The organism is Dyadobacter psychrotolerans, from assembly GCF_004349265.1.
Taxonomy (GTDB): domain Bacteria; phylum Bacteroidota; class Bacteroidia; order Cytophagales; family Spirosomataceae; genus Dyadobacter; species Dyadobacter psychrotolerans.
Genome location: NZ_SMFL01000016.1, coordinates 12,527 through 32,209 on the forward strand (window position 1 = coordinate 12,527; position 19,683 = coordinate 32,209).

General features: G+C 40.6%; 24 protein-coding genes. 10 read left to right on the plus strand and 14 right to left on the minus strand.

Going from position 1 to position 19,683, the window contains the following annotated elements:
* Positions 1-8 precede the first annotated feature (8 nt).
* The 5 genes from E0F88_RS28320 to E0F88_RS28340 form a co-directional block, all read right to left on the minus strand.
* Complete coding sequence (locus E0F88_RS28320; protein ID WP_131961711.1) at positions 9-959, minus strand: FecR family protein; 951 nt, start codon at positions 957-959, stop codon at positions 9-11.
* A gap of 154 nt (positions 960-1,113) precedes the next feature.
* Complete coding sequence (locus tag E0F88_RS28325) at positions 1,114-1,731, minus strand: RNA polymerase sigma factor (RefSeq protein WP_131961712.1); 618 nt, start codon at positions 1,729-1,731, stop codon at positions 1,114-1,116.
* Positions 1,732-2,201: 470 nt separating this feature from the next.
* Positions 2,202-3,023 (minus strand): polysaccharide deacetylase family protein, encoded by an 822-nt coding sequence (locus E0F88_RS28330; protein ID WP_131961713.1) that lies wholly within the window; start codon positions 3,021-3,023, stop codon positions 2,202-2,204.
* Complete coding sequence (locus E0F88_RS28335) at positions 3,005-3,721, minus strand: glycosyltransferase family 2 protein (RefSeq protein WP_131961714.1); 717 nt, start codon at positions 3,719-3,721, stop codon at positions 3,005-3,007. Before E0F88_RS28335 ends, E0F88_RS28330 begins: the two co-directional genes overlap by 19 nt.
* A 19-nt stretch (positions 3,722-3,740) precedes the next feature.
* A complete protein-coding gene (locus E0F88_RS28340) occupies positions 3,741-4,886 on the minus strand; it encodes a glycosyltransferase family 87 protein (protein WP_131961715.1) in 1,146 nt (381 codons plus the stop codon).
* Positions 4,887-5,101: 215 nt separating this feature from the next.
* Between E0F88_RS28340 and E0F88_RS28345 the strand changes: the two genes are divergently transcribed.
* Entirely contained in the window at positions 5,102-5,911 is an 810-nt protein-coding gene (locus E0F88_RS28345) for a TspO-related membrane protein (protein ID WP_131961716.1), read from the plus strand.
* Here the strand turns inward: E0F88_RS28345 and E0F88_RS28350 are convergent.
* The 6 genes from E0F88_RS28350 to E0F88_RS28375 all read right to left on the minus strand — a co-directional run bounded on the left by E0F88_RS28350 (position 5,894) and on the right by E0F88_RS28375 (position 9,699).
* Positions 5,894-6,292 (minus strand): DUF2958 domain-containing protein, encoded by a 399-nt coding sequence (locus tag E0F88_RS28350; RefSeq protein WP_131961834.1) that lies wholly within the window; start codon positions 6,290-6,292, stop codon positions 5,894-5,896. The genes E0F88_RS28345 and E0F88_RS28350 overlap by 18 nt on opposite strands.
* 45 nt (positions 6,293-6,337) lie before the next feature.
* Positions 6,338-6,916: a Crp/Fnr family transcriptional regulator gene (locus E0F88_RS28355; protein ID WP_131961717.1), complete on the minus strand. Its 579-nt coding sequence runs from the start codon at positions 6,914-6,916 to the stop codon at positions 6,338-6,340.
* A 5-nt stretch (positions 6,917-6,921) separates the two neighbouring features.
* Positions 6,922-7,236: a response regulator gene (locus E0F88_RS28360; RefSeq protein ID WP_131961718.1), complete on the minus strand. Its 315-nt coding sequence runs from the start codon at positions 7,234-7,236 to the stop codon at positions 6,922-6,924.
* A 69-nt stretch (positions 7,237-7,305) separates the two neighbouring features.
* Positions 7,306-8,022 carry a pirin family protein gene (locus E0F88_RS28365; protein WP_131961719.1) on the minus strand — a complete coding sequence of 239 codons (717 nt, stop codon included), beginning with the start codon at positions 8,020-8,022 and terminating at the stop codon, positions 7,306-7,308.
* 27 nt (positions 8,023-8,049) lie between these two features.
* Positions 8,050-8,673: an alpha/beta hydrolase gene (locus E0F88_RS28370; protein WP_131961720.1), complete on the minus strand. Its 624-nt coding sequence runs from the start codon at positions 8,671-8,673 to the stop codon at positions 8,050-8,052.
* An 87-nt stretch (positions 8,674-8,760) separates the two neighbouring features.
* Entirely contained in the window at positions 8,761-9,699 is a 939-nt protein-coding gene (locus E0F88_RS28375) for a ring-cleaving dioxygenase (protein ID WP_131961721.1), read from the minus strand.
* A gap of 311 nt (positions 9,700-10,010) precedes the next feature.
* Here E0F88_RS28375 and ytxJ point away from each other — a divergent pair, with 311 nt between their 5' ends.
* Positions 10,011-10,352, plus strand: a complete 342-nt coding sequence (ytxJ, locus tag E0F88_RS28380; protein ID WP_131961722.1) for a bacillithiol system redox-active protein YtxJ — start codon at positions 10,011-10,013, stop codon at positions 10,350-10,352.
* Positions 10,353-10,474: 122 nt separating this feature from the next.
* Positions 10,475-10,666, plus strand: coding sequence for a hypothetical protein (locus E0F88_RS28385; RefSeq protein WP_131961723.1), 192 nt, complete (start codon positions 10,475-10,477; stop codon positions 10,664-10,666).
* 8 nt (positions 10,667-10,674) lie between these two features.
* Here the strand turns inward: E0F88_RS28385 and E0F88_RS28390 are convergent, their stop codons facing one another.
* Entirely contained in the window at positions 10,675-11,568 is an 894-nt protein-coding gene (locus E0F88_RS28390; protein WP_131961724.1) for a pirin family protein, read from the minus strand.
* Between the two features lie 211 nt (positions 11,569-11,779).
* Here E0F88_RS28390 and E0F88_RS28395 point away from each other — a divergent pair, with 211 nt between their 5' ends.
* From E0F88_RS28395 to E0F88_RS28415, 5 genes are all read left to right on the plus strand, one after another.
* The gene (locus E0F88_RS28395; protein WP_131961725.1) at positions 11,780-12,544 is read left to right on the plus strand and encodes an EcsC family protein; all 765 of its coding nucleotides are present in this window, start codon (positions 11,780-11,782) and stop codon (positions 12,542-12,544) included.
* A gap of 60 nt (positions 12,545-12,604) precedes the next feature.
* Positions 12,605-13,393: an MlaE family ABC transporter permease gene (locus tag E0F88_RS28400; protein ID WP_131961726.1), complete on the plus strand. Its 789-nt coding sequence runs from the start codon at positions 12,605-12,607 to the stop codon at positions 13,391-13,393.
* 2 nt (positions 13,394-13,395) lie between these two features.
* The gene (locus E0F88_RS28405) at positions 13,396-14,160 is read left to right on the plus strand and encodes an ABC transporter ATP-binding protein (RefSeq protein WP_131961727.1); all 765 of its coding nucleotides are present in this window, start codon (positions 13,396-13,398) and stop codon (positions 14,158-14,160) included.
* A complete protein-coding gene (locus E0F88_RS28410; RefSeq protein ID WP_131961728.1) occupies positions 14,160-15,170 on the plus strand; it encodes an MlaD family protein in 1,011 nt (336 codons plus the stop codon). The genes E0F88_RS28405 and E0F88_RS28410 overlap by 1 nt, the downstream gene beginning before the upstream one ends.
* Positions 15,171-15,279: 109 nt before the next feature.
* Entirely contained in the window at positions 15,280-15,648 is a 369-nt protein-coding gene (locus E0F88_RS28415) for an Hpt domain-containing protein (protein ID WP_131961729.1), read from the plus strand.
* Between the two features lie 39 nt (positions 15,649-15,687).
* Here E0F88_RS28415 and E0F88_RS28420 read toward each other — a convergent pair whose 3' ends face one another.
* Together E0F88_RS28420 and E0F88_RS28425 are read right to left on the minus strand one after the other, a co-directional pair.
* Positions 15,688-16,860: a glycosyltransferase family 2 protein gene (locus E0F88_RS28420; protein WP_131961730.1), complete on the minus strand. Its 1,173-nt coding sequence runs from the start codon at positions 16,858-16,860 to the stop codon at positions 15,688-15,690.
* Positions 16,861-16,862: 2 nt separating this feature from the next.
* Entirely contained in the window at positions 16,863-17,780 is a 918-nt protein-coding gene (locus tag E0F88_RS28425) for a glycosyltransferase family 2 protein (RefSeq protein ID WP_131961731.1), read from the minus strand.
* A 194-nt stretch (positions 17,781-17,974) separates the two neighbouring features.
* On the opposite strand from E0F88_RS28425, the gene E0F88_RS28430 reads away from it, so the two are divergent.
* Both E0F88_RS28430 and E0F88_RS28435 read left to right on the plus strand, forming a co-directional pair.
* Positions 17,975-18,529 (plus strand): hypothetical protein, encoded by a 555-nt coding sequence (locus E0F88_RS28430; RefSeq protein WP_131961732.1) that lies wholly within the window; start codon positions 17,975-17,977, stop codon positions 18,527-18,529.
* Positions 18,526-19,683: a response regulator gene (locus E0F88_RS28435; RefSeq protein ID WP_131961733.1), complete on the plus strand. Its 1,158-nt coding sequence runs from the start codon at positions 18,526-18,528 to the stop codon at positions 19,681-19,683. The genes E0F88_RS28430 and E0F88_RS28435 overlap by 4 nt, the downstream gene beginning before the upstream one ends.

Below are 19,683 nucleotides of genomic sequence, written 5' to 3' on the forward strand. Positions count from 1 at the left end.
GTTAGATACTAATCTGCATGGCGGTAAACCTTTTCGGAATTTTCCATGATAATCTGATCTTTATGGTGCATGATATCAATGTTCAGCGTCCTGGACAGAATCTTAAGTACCATATCGATGTTGTTTCGGGAAATTTTCCCTGTAAAACGTAAACTTGCTAAAGACTCATTTTCGATGATTACATTTTTGTGGTAATAGTCTTCAAGCGTCTTGCCGATGTCCGAAAGTGTGGCATCGTCAAAGAAGAACATGTCGTTTTTCCAGGCAAGCCAAAGTTCCCCGTTAGCCTGCTGTACCGTTATCTGTCCGGTTTCTTTGTCATATTCGGCCAGTTCTCCGGGTTTTAAAACCGATTTCTGCCCATGCCGTTCTACTTTTACTTTGCCACTTTCCAGGTAAACTTTTGTTTGCCCGTTTTTGCTGGAAATATTAAATTCCGTCCCTAAAACATCAATTTTAAAATCATCCGGCGTGTGAACGATAAAGGACTGGTATTTTTTATTCTGCTTAATTTCAAAATAGGCTTCTCCCGACAGCAATTTTACATCTCTGGACTCACCACTCCATTTTTCAGGATAAGCAAATGCGCTGTTGCGGTTTAGAACAACCAGTGAGCCATCTGACAACCGGATTTGTTTTTCTTTAAACTGATCCGTCTGTACCTGAACATAATTCACCTCATTAATTCCCTTCAAAGCCCACATGGCCAGAAACCCTGTCAGGAGCAGTAAAGAAACAGAGGCTGCAATCATCATTAACTGGCCCCTTTTTGGCTGATGCTGAAATGACGCTTCCGGCTGAATTGCTTCCTCTTTTATTACACCTTCCAAATAATCGTTGAGTGCTTCGTCAAGTACTCCTTTTTTTTGAAGATCAATAAATACTTCCAGCTCCTCAGTTGTTGCCTGATTTGTATAATACCTTTCAACAAGCCGGCTAAGTAATTTAGGATCTGTCATAATTTTGCATTCTTAACTGTAAGACAACTCTGGATGACTGTAAGGATCCCCCCCAAAATATAATAAATTGAATATTTGCAAAAAGTTTATACTATTCTATCGATTAGTGCAATAACAAAGAATTATATTTTGATTTTCAATAAAAAGAAGAAATTTAAACAAATAACAACGACTCGAAGTCACCTAAAAAAAAGGTGATAGCAGAAAGTACATTAAAAGCAATGCCCAGATCCTTTTCCACTGCGACTTTAAAGATCTTCATGGATTTGATCATGTGCTTTTTGATGATATTGCGGGAAACACCCATCATCATGGCAGCCTCGTCATAAGACAAACCCTGCTGACGGCACAATTGAAATATTTTACGGCTTTGGGGAGTTAGCGTGATCAGTACTGAATTGATAAAATCCTGATATTCGTCCGATTGCATTTTTTCTTCCAGCTCGTTATTTACCTCATTGTAATTGCTGATAAAAGCAGAGAGTGTTTTTTCCTCAGAAAGGACTTTTTTTAAAACGTTCAGACTATGATTTTTACCAACCGTAAGCAGATAATACTTGAATGACATTACCTCATGAAGCCTGGTGCGGTCCTCCCAGATTTTGATAAAAATTTCCTGGCAGGAATCATTCGTCAAATCAGCCGATTTGAGAATGTTAAAAACAAAGCGGTAAAGCACCGGTTTGTAACGATCGTACATTTCCGAAAAGGCCTTTTGGTCTCCCTGAGAAATTTGCCTTATAAACGATCTTTCGTCATTATACGGACTCATGGTATCAAAAAAAGTAAAGTATAATCATTAAGAAGTCAATTTGATTATGAGTGTGGCTAACAAGAGATTCTTTTTAAAGTTATAATTAACAAATAAAATCTGCCTATAATTGAAATAAACAAATTTAAATCTTGTCAACTAATTTTAACTATAACAATTATATCGTTTTTTTTGATTTATGGCAAATATTATATAAAAGTTATAGTTTATTATTAGATAATCACCAAAACGCAAACTTTTGTCACTGGTTTACAGACTGTTCGCAATTTATGCCAGAATATTGAAAGTATATTCCAACTAACCTTGTAACTGATTTAACAATGTTTGTGACATAGTAAAAAACTTCAATAAACGTCGGCAGGAACATTGCCTTCAAAAATGAGAAAACGTGGAAGATTTCCGGGAAATTAACAGGTCAACCGCAATTGACTATCTGTTATACTTAGTGTTGCAAATTAGGTTTATCTAATTCAGATTTTCCAGGGAGATTTAAGCAGATAACTTTTTTCTTTCAGCTGTGTACAGAATTGCTGACAGGTTACAAACTCTCCCTTATTACTTTTTAAATACTGAATCAACCCGTCAAGGCGGTTTGTCAGTTTCTGACCATTATTGTTTTTCACAAATCCGGGAAGCTTAAAGCTGCTGATATCTGCAAACTCCCAGGGATGAAAGTAAAGCATCAGCGTTTTTCTCTTTCTTAGCGTTCGCAGGCACATAGACGAATAAATCGCAGGCGGAAGGTTTTTGAACGACAGCCAGAATAAAGGAAACCTCAAAAACGGCGTAGTTGAGCAGGGAAGCTCGATCAATCCTTTTTCAATATAAGGAAGCGGATTTTTATGGAGAAGATTGTATCGCCCGGGAAGATAAGTTGGATTTACAGAAGAATCATATTCAAAACCCCACTCCGTAAGTTTGCTTTCATCAAATGGTGCAAGCCTCGGCATACGAAATCCGGTTACCCTACTTTCGGAAACAGATTCCAGAATTTGTTTTGAAATCAAAATATCGTCCTGCTGAAAAATATGAGCGGGAGAATGATAAAGTGCATGAGAAGCGATTTCATGCTTTGCGGCAAGATTTCTTACCAGTTCCGGGTTTTTCCGGGCAAAATTACCGGTAGTAAAAAAGGTAACGGTTATGTCGTGTTTATCCAGCACTCGCATAAGCCTGTTCATACCTTCCAGCGTAACATCCATCTGGTTATTTTCAGATACTTTTTGCCCGTACTCCTCCGGTATGTCAAACTCCTCCAGATCGAAGGTTAAATTTATGAAATGTCGTTCCATATACTGCTCATCATAATAATACGCGCCAGGCTGACTGCCTCCCGGAATAAAACCTTCATACTAAAATCGCTGAACACAATGGCTGGGTTTGCTGAAACTTCAACAGATCTGATGCCTATTTTTTTACGGACCAGTTTACGTATTAGCTCAATTTCAAAAACAAAGGTATTGGTTTTTGTCTCCAGAACTTCCGGAAGGATTTCTCTTCTCAAACCTTTGATTCCAGCCTGTGTATCGGTAATATGTTTTGACAAAAAGATCCGGTTCAGGCGATGTAACGCCTTGGAAACAAGCTGTCTTTTGAAAGGTAATTTTTTGAAATATTCTACGTTTCTGTTTCCATAAACAAACCATGTTTGCGGATTTTCTTTAAATACATTTATCATTTCCACAATCGGTGCGGTACCGAAAGGAAAATCGATATCGGTGTAAATAATGATATCTCCGTCTGCACGGTTGGTTCCTTTCCTGATCGCCGAGCCTTTCCCTTCGTTAATCTCACTGTTCAGAAAAATCACATTGGGAGAAGCCATAAGCATATCAATTTTTTGCAGATCTAACCTGGTTGAACCATCATTGGAAATGATATACTGGATACTATAATCCGGTAATTTCCCGTTAAGCTCGGTCATATGATCCAGAAATGTCTGGCACCAGCCATCCAATGGATTATAACAGGGAAGAACAACGCTAATCATTTGATGATGAAGTATTAAATTATTTTTTTTCAACGCTAAACAATTGTATCAGTAATACGCACCACACCAGAAAACAAGGAATAACTTTAATCAGATTCGGCACGATAAAATCCCGTCTCCATGACAGGGGATAAATGTCCGTCGGAGCGAGAATACTGAAAAAGAACACCAGAAATATCAGAACCTTTGCCCAGGGATAAAGCTGCTCACGGCTGAAAAGATACCAGATCGCAACTCCCTGAATGGCTATAACATAAGTTGAAGACTCGGCCGCGTGATTGAACATGATTACCCACAGCGACGCGTAAGCAAGCAAAAGAAAACGATTTTCGATGGTTTTAAAATTCTGTTTTAATAAAGTCCATAACCAGGTAACAGCAAAAAGTAACAGCCCGGCATATTGCACTTTACTCACATCCTGATCGGTGAAAGCAGGATTCCAGACTTTGATTAATCCCATGATAGAAAAACCAAAATTCACCTTGTGGTCCTGAATCAGGCAGGTGTACCAATCTTTGTATAACTGACCGAAATGTTCTGAACCCACAACCGGTAAAGGCAGAAATCCCAGAACAGTCATCCATAATAATGAATAAAGGATGTAGTAGCCTTTTTTGGGATAAAACAAAAACAATGCAGCGAAAATAAGTCCGTAGCCCTTGATACAAAATGCAAGAATGGGAAATAGCGCAGCCCACTTAATTTTATCTTTTTCTAAAAACGAAAACGTAAGCAAACCCAAAGCTCCGATGATTGGATTTGTCTGCTGGTTGTGTAGTGAGGTCACCAGTTCAATTAGAATAAACCACCAGAAAAAAACCTTGTGATTGTCTTCCAAAGGCAAACTGCGGATTGCATAAAAGACCACCAGCGAACAGGTGATAAGCCAAAGAATGAGCCCCACAGAAACCGGCAAAAGACTGAAAGGACTAAATAAAATGCAGAAAGTGGGATGATAAAGAAACAGATCAAAATACTCGTTTGGATAACCAGTATGCAGATTGGATTTATCGAGCAAATGAAACAGCGACTGTCTGAAAATGATGTAGTTATTGTATTTACCAGGTCCGCCATGGTAGTGCTGCAGACCGATTACAATACTAACAATAATGTATACAATTAAAATCACCTTCTCCCGGGAGAAGAATGCAGTAAAACGCTTCATTAAATAATCACTGTTAGGGATAAGTATTTTATCTCAAATATAGTGACTACTCATGTGTACAAAACATTGGAAAGAGCTACAATCAATATTCTAATTTTTTCCTAATATAATGTTATTCAAACGAGGCCATTTATAGTTTAAAACTGAATGAAGTAACGCTGATCAGGTACAGTATTTTTATCTTTTTTTGTAAAAAGAACTAAAATTCCAAAACCATGTCTGACAACAAACTTGAACGGTACGCAACGGCTGCACTGGTGATCGGCAGCATCGTCGGCACTTATTTTTTCAGCCGCCCCCGCAAAAAGAATCCGGTTCAAACAGTTCTTGACCGAAAACAGCAAAAAAAGATCGATCGCAATTTGATGACTCCTGCGAATGAAACCTTCGGAATTGTATGGCCCGTTATTTACACCGGAACCATAGCGCTGGCAATACACCAGGCTTTGCCCTCACAACGTTTAAACCTAAGATATCAAAAAGCCCAGCCCTGGCTTCAGGCGAGTTATTTACTTACAGGTATTTTTAGTTATTTCTTTTCGAAGTCTGACAAAAAAAACCGCATAGGTGCTGCGGTTACTACCATCAACATGTTGCCAGCTGCCATCGGATTGCATCGGTCTCTGGAGATTGGCACCACGCGTGCACCAGAACCTGAAAACACCTTGCAAAAATCTATAAGCATTTATACAGGTTGGCTGACAGCAGCATCAGCAGTGAGTGCTACTACTCTTGTTCAGGAGGCAGGCTACTTTAAAAAAAACTCAGACGCAAAAAAATGGGCGACAGGATTAATACCGCTCACTTCTGCAATAGGTTTTCTGGTTTCCAAGAGATTAAACGACCCTTATTATCTGCTCCCTATTGTAGCCGCGCTGGCAGGAATTGCAGTAAAACAGAAGGATAAAAATCAGGAGTTAAGCGTTTTGTCGGCTTCACTGGCTACGGCACTATCAGGAATTGCTGTCGCAGAAATCAGGAAGCCGGATTTGTCCGGAATAAAACAATTATCTGCTCTTATTTAAAAAATTCTGAGCTTCCAAAAGCAGCGTATCGTCCTCTGTAATCCACTTATTTTCGCGGGCGGCATGCAGATAAACACTCATGGGATATTTGCCATCAAAAGCCGGATCAATTTCTACCATCGGCACTTTTAGCCGGGCATGTTTGATACTTTCCAAATCGTTGATTGACACGTAACTAAGTTCGGGTTTGCCCTGCCCAAGGTCGCAAAGCCCGAACGCAATGTTGTTGGCGGCATCAAGCTCAGATAACAGCCAGATCGCTCTGCCGTATTTTGAATGCAGTTTTACAACCGGTTCATGATCCTTGCCCAAATCGTTTTGCACTTCCATGGCATTATGGATCATGATTTCTGTAAGATTTTCAGGAATCATTTTTGACATGGGCCAAAGATAAGACATCGGGCTGTGTTTGCCAATGTCAGTACGTTATTGCGCACTTAGCTTTTTACGTACTTTACTTAAAAATTCAGGAGAAAAACCAAGATAAGAAGCGATATAATGCTGCGCAACGCGTTGTGGAATGGCGGGATAGCGGTTCAAAAAATCAAGATACTTTTCTACTGCGGTAGTGGAAATAGTCCTGAACAATCTTTCCTGCAATTGTGCGAGATTACGCTGCACCATCAACCGAAACATGCGCTCAAAACCAGGAACGGTGGCCAGCAGTTTTTCTTTGTTTTCAGGTGTCAGAATAAGTAGTTCGCAATCTTCAAGCGTTTCAATATAAACGAGACTCGGCGTCTGATTTTGAAAGCTCGTGATGTCACTTACCCACCAGTCTTCTATAGCAAATTGCAAAGTAACTTCTGCTCCTGACTGGTCAATGTGATAAGTGCGTATGCAGCCTTTCAAAATATATGCTTCAAACTGGCAAACTTCGCCTTCCTGCAAAAGAAATGTTTTACGCGGCTGTTTTTTGTATTGTAGTAACGTATCAAAATAGGCCAGATCATCGGGTTGAAAAGGCATACACCGAAGCGCGTAGGCATTTATTTTTTCAAACATAAATTTTATTGATTGTGGCGGCCTGCAAGCGCGTGCTGAATTTCTGAATAAAGCAGTCCGCTTCCACCACCAAAATGACGTATGCAGATCATATCCGGGTTTGTGCTTGTAAAACTGCTTCTAAGTACCAATTCGGTCTGATCATCCACACCCACACCTAACAGCACAAGATCAAATACATTTTCCTGAAAAACAGAAAGAGCGTCGGTAGCACTGGCTGCCCCTACCCCATTCCAAAGTTCGTTTTTATTAATTAGCCTTAATATGGTAGCCAGGATTTCCGGATGATCGGCCAGCACAAGAATGTTCGTTTTACCCATTATTAAATATAGTTGTAAAGTCTGCGATTGCCAAAAACATGTATGGGTGACAGCGATCCCCTAAGCTGTCTACCACTTTTGAGGCACTTCCATAACCAGTAATTTGGCCTCGTTCAGCACAGAAAAAACGAACGTTTCGGCATTCATGATACCAAATCCATCACGTTTGCCAAGTACCTGTTCACCGATTTGCAAATCACCTTCAATCACAAATATATAAATGCCGTTGTCTTTGTTTTTAAGATGATATTCTCCCTCAAAACCTTTGTCAAAGTCACCCAAATGAAACCAGGCATTTTGATAAATCCACACGCCTTCATCGCCGGCATCCGGAGAGAGGATTTGAAGCCATTTATTGTGTTTATCTTTTTTAGAAAAATCCTGCTGGTCGTAACGCGGGGTAACATTCAGCTGATTTGGGTAAAGCCATATCTGCAAAAAGCTCACCGGTTCGTCAGCATCCTTATTGTATTCAGTATGATAAATCCCTGTTCCGGCGCTCATTACCTGTATTTCTCCCGGCCTTATGAGCGCAAGATTGCCCATACTATCCTGGTGCTCCAAAGTACCTTCCAGCGGTATGGAGATAATTTCCATATTATCATGCGGATGTTCACCAAAGCCTTTTCCTCCGTTTACGGTGTCATCGTTAAGCACCCTTAGCGCACCGAACTGCAAACGTTCAGGATCATAATGTCCGTGAAAACTGAATGTCTGAGCGCTTTGCAGCCAGCCATGATCTGCTGAATGTCTTGTGTCCGCCTTGTGCAGAATGGTTTGTTCCATCTTTTATTACTGATTAACAGACTGTTATTAACTTAAAATTTCCTTATTAACGATTTCAATTTCCTCAGCTGAAATGGTGTGAGGACGGCCGGGATAAATCTCTGAGCTGACATTTGCTTTCAGGTTTTTGAAAATGTCAACACTTTCATTAACACGCGAAACAGGCACGTGGGGATCAGGATCTCCGGTAGAAATGAACACCGGCGTACCTTCAAAATCACCCTTATAATTACTTTCAACCAATTGCTTGCCAACCAGCCCGCCGGTAAGCGCAATAATACCTCCGTAGCGTTTGGCATGCCGGGCCGTATATTCCAGTGTCAGACAAGCGCCCTGAGAAAAGCCGGCAAAATAAATATTCTCAGAGCTGATACCCTCAGCCTCAATTTCCGCCACAAGGTCCTCAATTACGTTTAATGCGGAATCCAGCGCAGGCTGATTTTGGCCCACAGGTGCCATAAAACCATAAGGATACCAACTGTTATTTGTAGCCTCCGGTGCTAGGATCGCCATTTCATCCAGTTTGAGATAACGTTTCAATGAAATGATATCCCGCGCCGAACTACCTCTCCCATGCAGCATAATAATTGCCTTTTTTGCCTGACCAATTTCCTTCCCGCTTGTTGTTATTTGTTTTGTATGCGAATACATGATTTCGGAATTTAAGATCGTTTGGATCAATTAACTAAAATTACAAATCGGTCAAAGAAAACTCCCTGGCCGATTTGCCTTTAAAATTTAAACCAGTTTAGGCAACACTTTTACAATTTGTTCCCGGCGCGGTTCATATTGGGCTGGCAACATCAGGCCTGATCCCAACTGTTCAACCGTTTCATCTGTGGCAAATCCCGGGTTGTCACTTGCAATTTCAAAAAGAACACCACCCGGTTCACGGAAGTAAAGAGAATAGAAATAATTTCTATCAATTTTATCCGTAATCTGATGACCGGCCTCGATAACTTTTTTACGGAACTCCATCAAAATATCATCATTGGCTACCCGGAAAGCTACATGGTGAACAGAACCGCCTGCAACATGACCGGCTCTTTCTCCCGGCACTTCAACCAGATCCACTATTGCTGCATTTTCAACTGCGTCAGTCACAAACCGATAGCGGTTTACATGTTGTTCCAGCAATTTATAACCAAAAATATCGGTCAGTATTTTCGCAGTTTCCTCAATTTTATTGCTACTGATTGTAATATTATGAAAACCGCGTGTCGCATTTTCGGCAGTCACTTCGCTGGTTTCCCAGGGTTTGCGGTTATCTGCTTTTTTAGGCACTGTCAGCTCAAATTTCAAACCATCCGGATCCAGGAAAGTAAGATACTGTTCGCCGAATTTTTCAGCGGGTTTATTATAAGTTACTTTATTGTCGTGTAATCTTTTCAACCAGAAATCCAGACTTCCTTCGGGCACAGAATAACCAATTTCGGTTACCTGACGTGTTCCTCTTCTGCCGGCAGGGATTTGATCGCCCCAAGGGAAAAAGGTAAGGATGGTTCCCGGCGTCCCGTTTTCGTCACCGTAGTAGAAATGGTATGTGTTTGGATCGTCAAAATTCACCGTTTTTTTAACCATTCTCAAACCCATCACACGGGTGTAGAAATCATAATTTCTTTTGGCGTCACTTGCTATTGCTGTAATATGGTGGATGCCGTTGATTGTATTTTCCATGTCCTTATAAAGTTTAGTTGTTTTCGTTTTGATGATACAAATGTACCGGATCAGCCCAGGCGAAAGCATTGAACTAGGACAAGAAAAACGTAAGTTTGGATTTTAATTTTTCGGGTAAATAAAACATCAAATGAACGTAAAATGCCGATCTCTTTCTATTTAGTAAACTTACAACCCACTATAAAACAGAAGATTACACCGTAAAACCAGTCTGTAAATGAATATAAAACCCTGAGGATTTGGAATGAAAAGAGAAATTATGTGTTATATATTCGTGACAAGGACCAGTTAAAAAACTTGCTTTTAAAATCATGAATTGGATTGCGATAAAAGATGAAGACCAGATACAGGATATTTTCAAATCAGAAGAATACTCCATTATCTACAAACACAGCCCGCGTTGTATGACAAGCCTGATGGCTTATCGTCAGCTCAAATCTGAGGTTAGTGGTGTGCCTGATGTTGAAATACCGCTATATATTGTAGATGTAATCAGCAACCGCAGGGAATCGCAGCTTATAGCCGGCACTTTCCTGGTTCAGCATGAATCCCCTCAGATTTTGGTTGTTAAAAAAGGAATCTGCGTTTTTAACACTTCCCATGAAAATGTCTCGCTTCAAATAGCCATGGAGCACATTGATCAGGTAGCTTAAATCCAAGCATTGTTTTGAAACCCTAAGTCCGGGTACCAATCTATTTTGTCCAAATATTATTTATGGATTATCTCCAAATTAATGGAATTAATCCATAAATTTGGAGATCAATCAATTTGGCTATGCGAGAACTTAATTACATCATTATCTCAACGGAGATGGTCTGGCAGTGGTACTATGACCCATGCAAAGGAAAACACTTTAAAGAATTGCTCGGTAAAGAAGCAAGGTTCTTCATTAGTATTCTTGAAACAAAAAAAGACATTTATATAGAAGATATTTTGCCTCAGCTCAAATCGCCGGAGAATAACTGAAAACGATTCTATTTTGGTTTTAACGCACTGCCTGAATCTGGCAAAGGGATAAATCCCGTTTCACCCTCTATGACAGGAAAATTCTGCTGCTGCCAGTTTAGTTTTGCTGCTTCTATCAGGTCGCGATTTGTGGAAACAAAATTCCAGTATATCAGTCTTTCTTCGGGAAAAGGATCACCGCCAAAAATATAGATGGTGGTATTGGCATGCATCACAAACTCACAAAGCTGACTGTCTTTGGAAACCAGTATCCGCTTTGGTTCGTAGGTAATTCCTTCACTTTCAATGCTTCCTTCCAGAATATACAGCCCGGCTTCACCAAACAAGTCTGAGCCAATATTTACCCTTTGTTCAACAGTGCTTTTAATCTCCAGAAAGTAAAGATTGCTGTAAACCGGCACGGGGGAGTTTTGGTCAAAAGCCGAACCTGCAATTAATTTATAATTTACTCCATCCTGTTGCCATTCAGGAATCTGATCCGTTTCGGCATGAAAGAAATCTGGTTCCATTTCTTCCAGCTCCCTGGGAAGCGCCACCCAAATCTGCAATCCATGCAGCTTTTTATCAGAATGACGTAAATATTCAGGTGTGCGTTCCGAATGAACAATTCCTTTGCCGGCGGTCATCCAGTTAACTTGTCCCGGTTTAATTTCAATGTTGTTGCCCAGCGTATCCTTATGCATAATGGCACCTTCGAAAAGGTATGTCAAAGTCGACAGTCCAATATGCGGATGGGGTCCGATGTCGATATTTTGAAATTCTTTCAGATTTGCCGGGCCCATGTGATCAATAAATATGAATGGCCCTACCTTCCGTTTGCCCCGAAATGGCAGAAGCCTGCCAACAAGAAAATTGCCAATGTCAGCGGGCCGCTCCTCGATAATCATATTAATATTTGACATCCTAAGATCAGTTAAGTGGGGAAGTTCGGTCTCAGTATATAAAACCTGACATAACGATTGATGGTATAATATCGAAATAAAAAGCTGAATTTCGGTGGAATTGACAATATACGTCGTAAAACTTACTGGAATGATTTTTGTTAGATGACTATCATTCAGAATTCGCTAACTTTCCAATTCAGGTTTGATATAAGATTTGTACTGCCACAATATGACTGAATACGAAGAGAAAATAAAGCATGAATTGCAAAAATGGCAATTGAAAATGCAAAAACATCCTTCCCGCGTGGACAGGATCTCCAAGACCGTTCAGGACAAAATTAACAGTTTCATTCCCGATAAGATCCACGATACGATTACATCTGCGATTAAACAGATGACACGTGCCGTTCTTTTTGGTGCTGAGTTTACAACTTCTGCACCCGTGTTCATGAGTTCTTTGGAACAGGTTGATAAAGCAGTACAATCGAAAATCGAATTTTATAAAAAAGCCGGTGCGGCGGAAGGTGGCATTACCGGTGCAGGCGGCTTTTTGCTGGCAATGGCCGAATTTCCGATTTTGATCGGCATCAAGATGAAACTGCTTTTTGATATTGCCGCACTATATGGAAAGCAGGTTGATGATTACCGCGAAAGACTTTTTATTTTACACATTTTTCAGCTTGCCTTTTCAAGCCAGAAGAACCGGCAGAAGGTTTATAACCAAATGGCTGACTGGAACACAATCAATCAGGCGCTGCCCGAAGACATTCATCAGTTTGACTGGAAGAGTTTTCAGCAGGAATATCGTGATTACATCGACCTTGCCAAAATGGCCCAGCTGATCCCGGGCATTGGTGCAGCTGTTGGACTTGTAGTCAATTACCGTCTTTTAAACCAGCTTGGTAAAACAGCAATGAATGCTTACCGGATGAGATGGCTCCAAGAAAAAAATATGTTAAACCCGCAATCCGGTCAGCCGCTGATTACCGGATAATGATATCAAAAAGTATACAAACCATAGTTATATGTCGATTCACTTGCCAAACAGATTTTAATGGGCTCAACGAATAAAGATAAGGTTTTTAGTAAAGGGCTCGATTCCGCCTTTCTGGCTGTGTACAACGGCTATAATTTTTTCACCCGATTTTTTCGCGAAGCTTTTCGAGGCCGGATGGAACTACAGGAGCTTGTAAAGCAATGTTACGCCATTGGTTATAAATCGTTATTTCTGATAAGTTTAACCGGCTTTATTACCGGAATGGTTTTCACCAAACAATCACGGCCATCGCTTGCAGAGTTCGGGGCTACATCCTGGCTGCCTTCGCTGGTTTCAATCGCAATTGTGCGTGCACTTGCCGCTTTGGTAACTGCGTTAATTTGTTCCGGAAAAGTCGGATCAAGTATTGGCGCTGAACTTGGCTCGATGCGTGTTACCGAGCAAATTGACGCCATGGAAGTTTCTGCGGTTAATCCTTTTAAGTTCCTCGTTGTTACACGCGTTTTAGCGTCTACAATCACCATTCCAATTTTGGTTTTTTACTGTACGCTTGTTAGTTTATTGGGTGCTTTTTTAAATGTAACATTAAATGAGGGCACCAGTTTTAGGGCATTTTTTGAAAACGCCTTTGAACAGATCACCTTTCTGGACATCGGGACATCGGTTGCCAAGGCTGTTGCCTATGGTTTCACAATCGGTATAGTAGGCTGCTACCAGGGTTACAATGCCAGCAAGGGTACCGAAGGTGTGGGTAAGGCGGCAAATTCTGCGGTCGTTATTTCTATGTTCCTGATTTTCATCGAGGAAGTTATTATAGTTCAGGTGTCTAATTATTTTAGAATATAGGTATGGAAGAAACCGCGAAAAATACCGAGCCGGTCATTTCGATCAGGGATTTATATAAATCCTTTGGTGATCTCCATGTATTGCAGGGTGTAAACCTTGAAGTTTTAAAGGGAGAAAATGTTGTTGTACTTGGCCGGTCGGGAACGGGTAAATCCGTTTTAATAAAAATCATTGTCGGCCTGCTGACTCAGGATAAAGGAGAGTGCAATGTATTGGGAAAGGAAGTTTCATCACTCAACGAAAAAGAGTTGCGCGATTTAAGACTTAAAATCGGATTCTCTTTTCAAAACAGTGCGCTTTATGACAGTATGACCGTCCGCGAGAACCTGGAATTTCCGCTTGTCAGAAATGTTGCAGGGTTGTCAAAAGCAGATGTGAAAGAAAAAGTAGAGTCTGTTTTAGATGCGGTGGGCCTTCTTAAAACAATTAATCAGGCGCCTTCTGAGCTATCGGGCGGACAACGAAAAAGGATCGGTATTGCCCGAACACTGATACTTGAACCGGAAATTATGCTGTATGATGAACCTACGGCGGGTCTGGATCCGATCACCTGTATTGAGATCAATGAACTGATCAATGAAGTTCAGGAGAAATACCATACAAGTGCCATAATCATTACCCATGATTTGACCTGCGCAAGACAAACGGGCGACCGGATTGCGATGCTGCTGGACGGCCATTTTACAAAACAAGGCACATTTGAAGAAGTCTTTGAAACACAGGACGATAGAATTAAAAGTTTTTACGATTACAACTTTATCAAATAATGGAAACAACGACCAGAAAACGCTCTATCACGGTAGGAGTATTTGTAGTTATAGGTATACTTATTTTTTTAGTAGGTATCCTCACGATTGGAAGCATGAAAAAGGCATTTTCAACCAACATCGTGATCAAGACGATCTTTCACGATGTAAACGGATTGAAACAGGGAAACAACGTCTGGTACTCCGGTGTGAAAATCGGGACAGTGAAAAAGATCCGGTTCCTGGACAATTCGCAGGTAGAAGTAATGCTTAACATCGAAGAAAAATCTCAGGAGTTTATTCGTAAAAATGCCAAAGCAAAGGTAAGTACCGACGGATTGATTGGTAATAAAATCATTGTGCTTTATGGTGGTACCCAAAAGGTGCCTGCCATTGAAGACGGAGATCAGCTGGCGGTTGAGAAAATCGAAAGTACAGAAGAAATGCTGGCCGTTTTGTCTGAAAATAATAAAAACCTGCTTGGCATTACCAGCGCGTTTAAGACAATAAGTAAAAATATTCTCGAAGGAAAAGGTACTGTGGGTATGCTGCTAAACGATGAGAGACTTTATAATGAAGTGGATCAGACATTGCTTGCTTTGAAAAAAGCATCCTTGAACGCACAGACCATGACCGCCTCGCTGTCGGGTTTTACTACGAAACTAAATCAGAAAGGCGGATTGGCTAATGATTTTGCTACGGATACTGTGATCATGCGCGACATCAGAACGACAATCGGCAGGCTGAACGAAACGGTGTCAACAGCTAATGTAATGGTTACGAATCTTAAAACAGCCAGTGAGGATCTGAACTCAAATACGACAAGCCCGCTGGGAGTTTTGCTGCACGATGAAAAAACAGCTTCAAACCTGAAAGGAACACTTCAGAATCTTGAAACAAGTACTGAAAAACTTGATGAAAATATGGAAGCGCTTCGTTCTAACTTTTTGTTCCGCCGTTATTTCAAACGCAAAGCCAAAGAAGAAGCTAAACAACCCGCGAAAGAAGAAGTGAAGGAAGTAACTAATTAAATAATTATTACTTTTGCCGGGGTAGAAAAATTTCTACGCAGAATGTTAAGATCATCCAATCTCGTATATTTGCACTACTACCTCCTAAATAAGCAAGAGAAAAGACCGAATGGCTTTAAATATTAATCCGGTACTGGATATTAATTATCTGGACCAAGTTTATGGTGACGATGCATCAATCATTCATTTGATTTTTGACGCATTCCTTAGTGATTCTTTGCCTAGGTGGCATACACTCAAGACAGCGATTGACAATGAAGATCTTACAGAAGCGGCAAGTATTATACATGGACTTAAACCGTCATTTACCATGGCTGGCCTGACATGGCTTAGACCAAAGGTCGAGGATTTGGAAAGAGCGATTAAAAGCAATGCCGATACGTCCTTTTTACAGGAATCCTACAAATATCTTTCTGATCAGCTTAATCCTGTTTTGCCTATTTTAAAGACGGAATCGGAGCGACTGGCTCAGATTTAAATCCGGATTTACCAATATAAAATATTGAAAAAGCGCCTTTCAGGCGCTTTTTCTTTTTGCCTTTTCCCACACAGCGCTCTGGCTTCCTTTGATGTACCGAATAATTCCGGCAATCACTGCATAGTTCATCACACAAAAATAATAGGGTACAAACAGCAGCTTCACCTTAATTTTTCTTTTTTCCAAAAGCCATCCTGCAAAAGCAGAGAGATAAAACAGGACCTGTGCTGCTAAAATGAGCGCATAAAAAATACTTTGGTCCTGAATACAAATGACGATGTTTACAAAAAAAGCAAGTATCATCAGAAATGGTGTCACTGTCCACCGCAGCACACGATGACTGATATACTGAAAGCTAAGGACAGGATAAGCAAACGGATTGAGAAGCGGCTTTAATCTCATAATGGACTGAATACCACCGGCGGCAATTCGGATTTTTCGTTTTAACTCTTCCCTGATATTATCAGAAGAAAGCTCGGAAGCATAAGCATCAGGCTCATAAATGATGCGGTAACCTTGTCCGGCTATCAACATGGAAATCATGAAATCATCCAGAATGGTGTCTGATTCCACGTGCCTGTACAATGACCTGCGAACGCTGAACAGCTCTCCTGCCGCACCTACGACTGAGTACAATTCTGAATCCCACTTTTTCAGTGTCGATTCGTACTTCCAGTAAAAACCCTCGCCTGCCGTAGCATCTGCGACTTCATCCTGCATCACCCGTTTTTCACCGGAAACAGCTCCTACGGTTGGATCTGCGTAGTGTCTTGCAATGTACAGGAGGGCCTCGCTATTCAGGAAAGTATTGGCGTCGGTATAAACAACAATTTCAGAATCAACCTGTTCCATAGCACGGTGTATGGCGTGAATTTTACCATTTCGTGCAGGAGAATGCAAAAGCTGAATCTGCTCGTATCGGCTTACAATTTCAGGTGTTGCGTCCGATGAACCGTCGGTTATAAAAAGAAGTTTGAGCTTGTCTTTTTGATACTGAAGAGCGAGTGTATTTTGGATTTTCTCCTCCATCAAACTCTCCTCGTTGTAAGCAGCAACAACCAGGGTAAGGCTGGGGAAATGTGTACCAATTGCCTTAACGGCTCGTTTTCCTTTGATCCAACGTCTTATTTTAACAAGAAAATAAAGTACAAACGCGTAGCCAACGAATGTGTAAAAAACAATGAATAAACTGATCCAGAAGAAAATTTTCATAATTAACGTTTTATCGGATAGCCAAGGTTACTGCTGTCTGATTTATTAAAGAAATGCCAGGTGATTGCTTTCAGGAATACAGGGATGAAGTTATACTCACCATTTTTAATATATGCCAGCAGATTTCGGGGAATTACAGCCAGTAAGAAGTAACAGCAAAAAATAAAAAAAGTAACAGCTGACGTATTTTTACGGATAAATAAAATCCTGTTGCGGTTCATAAAAAACTCCTTCAAAGCGGAACGCTTCCCGACAGATACCGATTCTTTATGGTAAATCAACGCCTGCAGATTGGTATGGATTTCATAACCTGCCTTTTTTACACGTTCACACCAGTCCAGCTCTTCATAATATAAAAAGTAATTTTCGGCCATTAAGCCTGCTTTCTCTATAACATCTTTTCTCAACATCATAGCCGCCCCGTGCGCATAACCGGTTTTTCCCGTACGGTCATCATACTGGCCCTTATCCTCTTCAAACTGCCCGATACAATGATTGCGCGCCAGATAATAATTCATGTGGGTATAACCGGCATACTGAAGCATTCCGGGCTGGTCAAAGTAATGTATTTTGGGAGAAATAATTCCGATTCGCTGATTATTGTCCAGAGATACCATCAACTGTTCAATCAGCGTAGCTGTCACTTCGGTATCATTATTGATCAGAAACAAATAATCGCCTTTTGCCTGACGGATACCGATATTGTTGCCGCCTGCAAAACCTTCATTGGTATCTGACCTAAGAAAAACCACATCGGGATATTTCAGTTTCCAGGCCGGAACGTAGTTTTCAGTGCTACCATTGTCAACCACGATGATCTCAATGGCCTTGTAGGTATTCACTTCCTGCAGAGATTTCAACAAGGCTTCGGTAACGGCAGGCTGGTTGAAATTTACCGTTACAATTGAAACAAGTTTCATGAATTTTAATTAGACGACGTTGAGTGGAACACTATTAAAGCTTAACAAAGATCCGCTAAGATTTGTAGAATTATTTCAAAATTAATAATATTCGTTTAGCTTTAAGTAAAATGTAGGATTAGCTCCCATATTTTGTAATCAGGTTACCGGCAACGTTATAAAAAGTTCTTAAAATCTAACCCTTACTTGAAAAAGTGAAAATTAAAAGACTTCTTGATATTAAGAAGATTTCAAAAAGTAACAACTATAATTTCAGTCAGCTTGCTACTTCGGGAGAGATTGAACTGGAGACTAAAATTCAGGAACTTACCTCACTGCTGGAAACTACCCATTTGACAAAAGACCAGATACGACATTATCAAAGCCGTATTTCACAGGCCTTTGAGAATGCGGTGTTTTCTGAGAACCCAATTAAGCCATTTGAAAAACTTGATCAAAACCATAATCTTTCCAGAGAAGAGTTGCTGGATGGTTTTGAAAAGCTGCTTTCACAAAACCAGATCGACAGCGAGCTGGGAAGAAAATATATACGGAAAAATGCATTTCAAAAAATCATCGTGTGTCTTATTGCCACGGTGCTGATCGCAGCCGGTTTTGCCATGATTATTATGCCGGCACCACCCAGTTTTGAGCTTTTTACTATTTTTTACTTTAATCCCAACGATGGCGTCACGGTCATGGACCTGGTGTCATTGCTGATAATTCTTTCAGGCGTTTTTCTTTTTGTACTAACTTTCAGTAAAAAATGATCTTATTTCCTGAGCCGGCGACCAACATCAAAACCATACTTCTGGTCGAAGACAATTTGTTTTTTCGCAACGTGATGAGCGCTTCACTAACGCGGGCCGGTTATAATTGCGTTCTGGCAACCTCTGCATCAGAAGCACTTCAGTTATTGCTGCGCCAGGAACCTCACCTGATCCTGTCAGACTATGAAATGCCCGAAATGAACGGCTTTGATTTCAGGCAGGCGGTACTGCAAAACCCCAGATTTTCGGACATACCCTTTGTTTTTCTTACTTCACATACAGACAACTCTCTGATTCTGGAAGGTTTAAATCTGAATGCGCTGGATTATATCAACAAAGAAACACCGCTTCCGGTTATCATTTCCAAGCTCGGAAACATTATTAAATCACTGGAAAATGAGCATCAAAAGTCGATTCGCGAACTGAGGATCGCTGCCGATGCCTTGAATGTAAAATCAATCCCGTCAAAAAATCCACAGGTTGCCGGGTTCAGAATTAATTTTTGGCACAGAGGCTACCGGGGCTATCCCGGCGGAGATTTTATTGATTTTGTAAAAGTCGATGATCGCTACTGCTTTGCATTTCTGGGCGACATTATGGGTAAAAAATGGAAAGCCTGGTTTTTTACTTTTGGATTTTTGAGCTATATCCGGGCCGCCATCCGGTTTTGCGTACTCGACGGCGATTTAAGACTGGACAGCATTGTACAGAAAATTAACAAGCTTATTTATCTGGATGAAAGTCTGCAAAATATTTTATCAAGCCTATCGCTGCTGTTGATAGACAGCCATACAGGCCATATACACTACACAGGAGCAGGCGATCTTCCATTGATAAACCATGGATTTGAAAATAAAAAAACCGATACCCTGATTTCTTCCGGACTATTGCTTGGTCTTTTGGAAGACGGCTTTTATGATGATCAGACAATAGAAATGCAGTCGGGAGACCAGCTTGTGATTTTTACCGACGGCATGATCGATATACCTTCCAACGGTACTAAAAAAAGTGATTACCCGTTTTTTGTTGCTAAAATAAGCCCGTATCTGGGTCTTACCGGCAGCTTTGATCTGATACGGGAAAATGTTCTTGACCGCATTACAGATCAGAATCAGCTGGATGATGCCAGTATTATATTTATAGAAAAATTATAA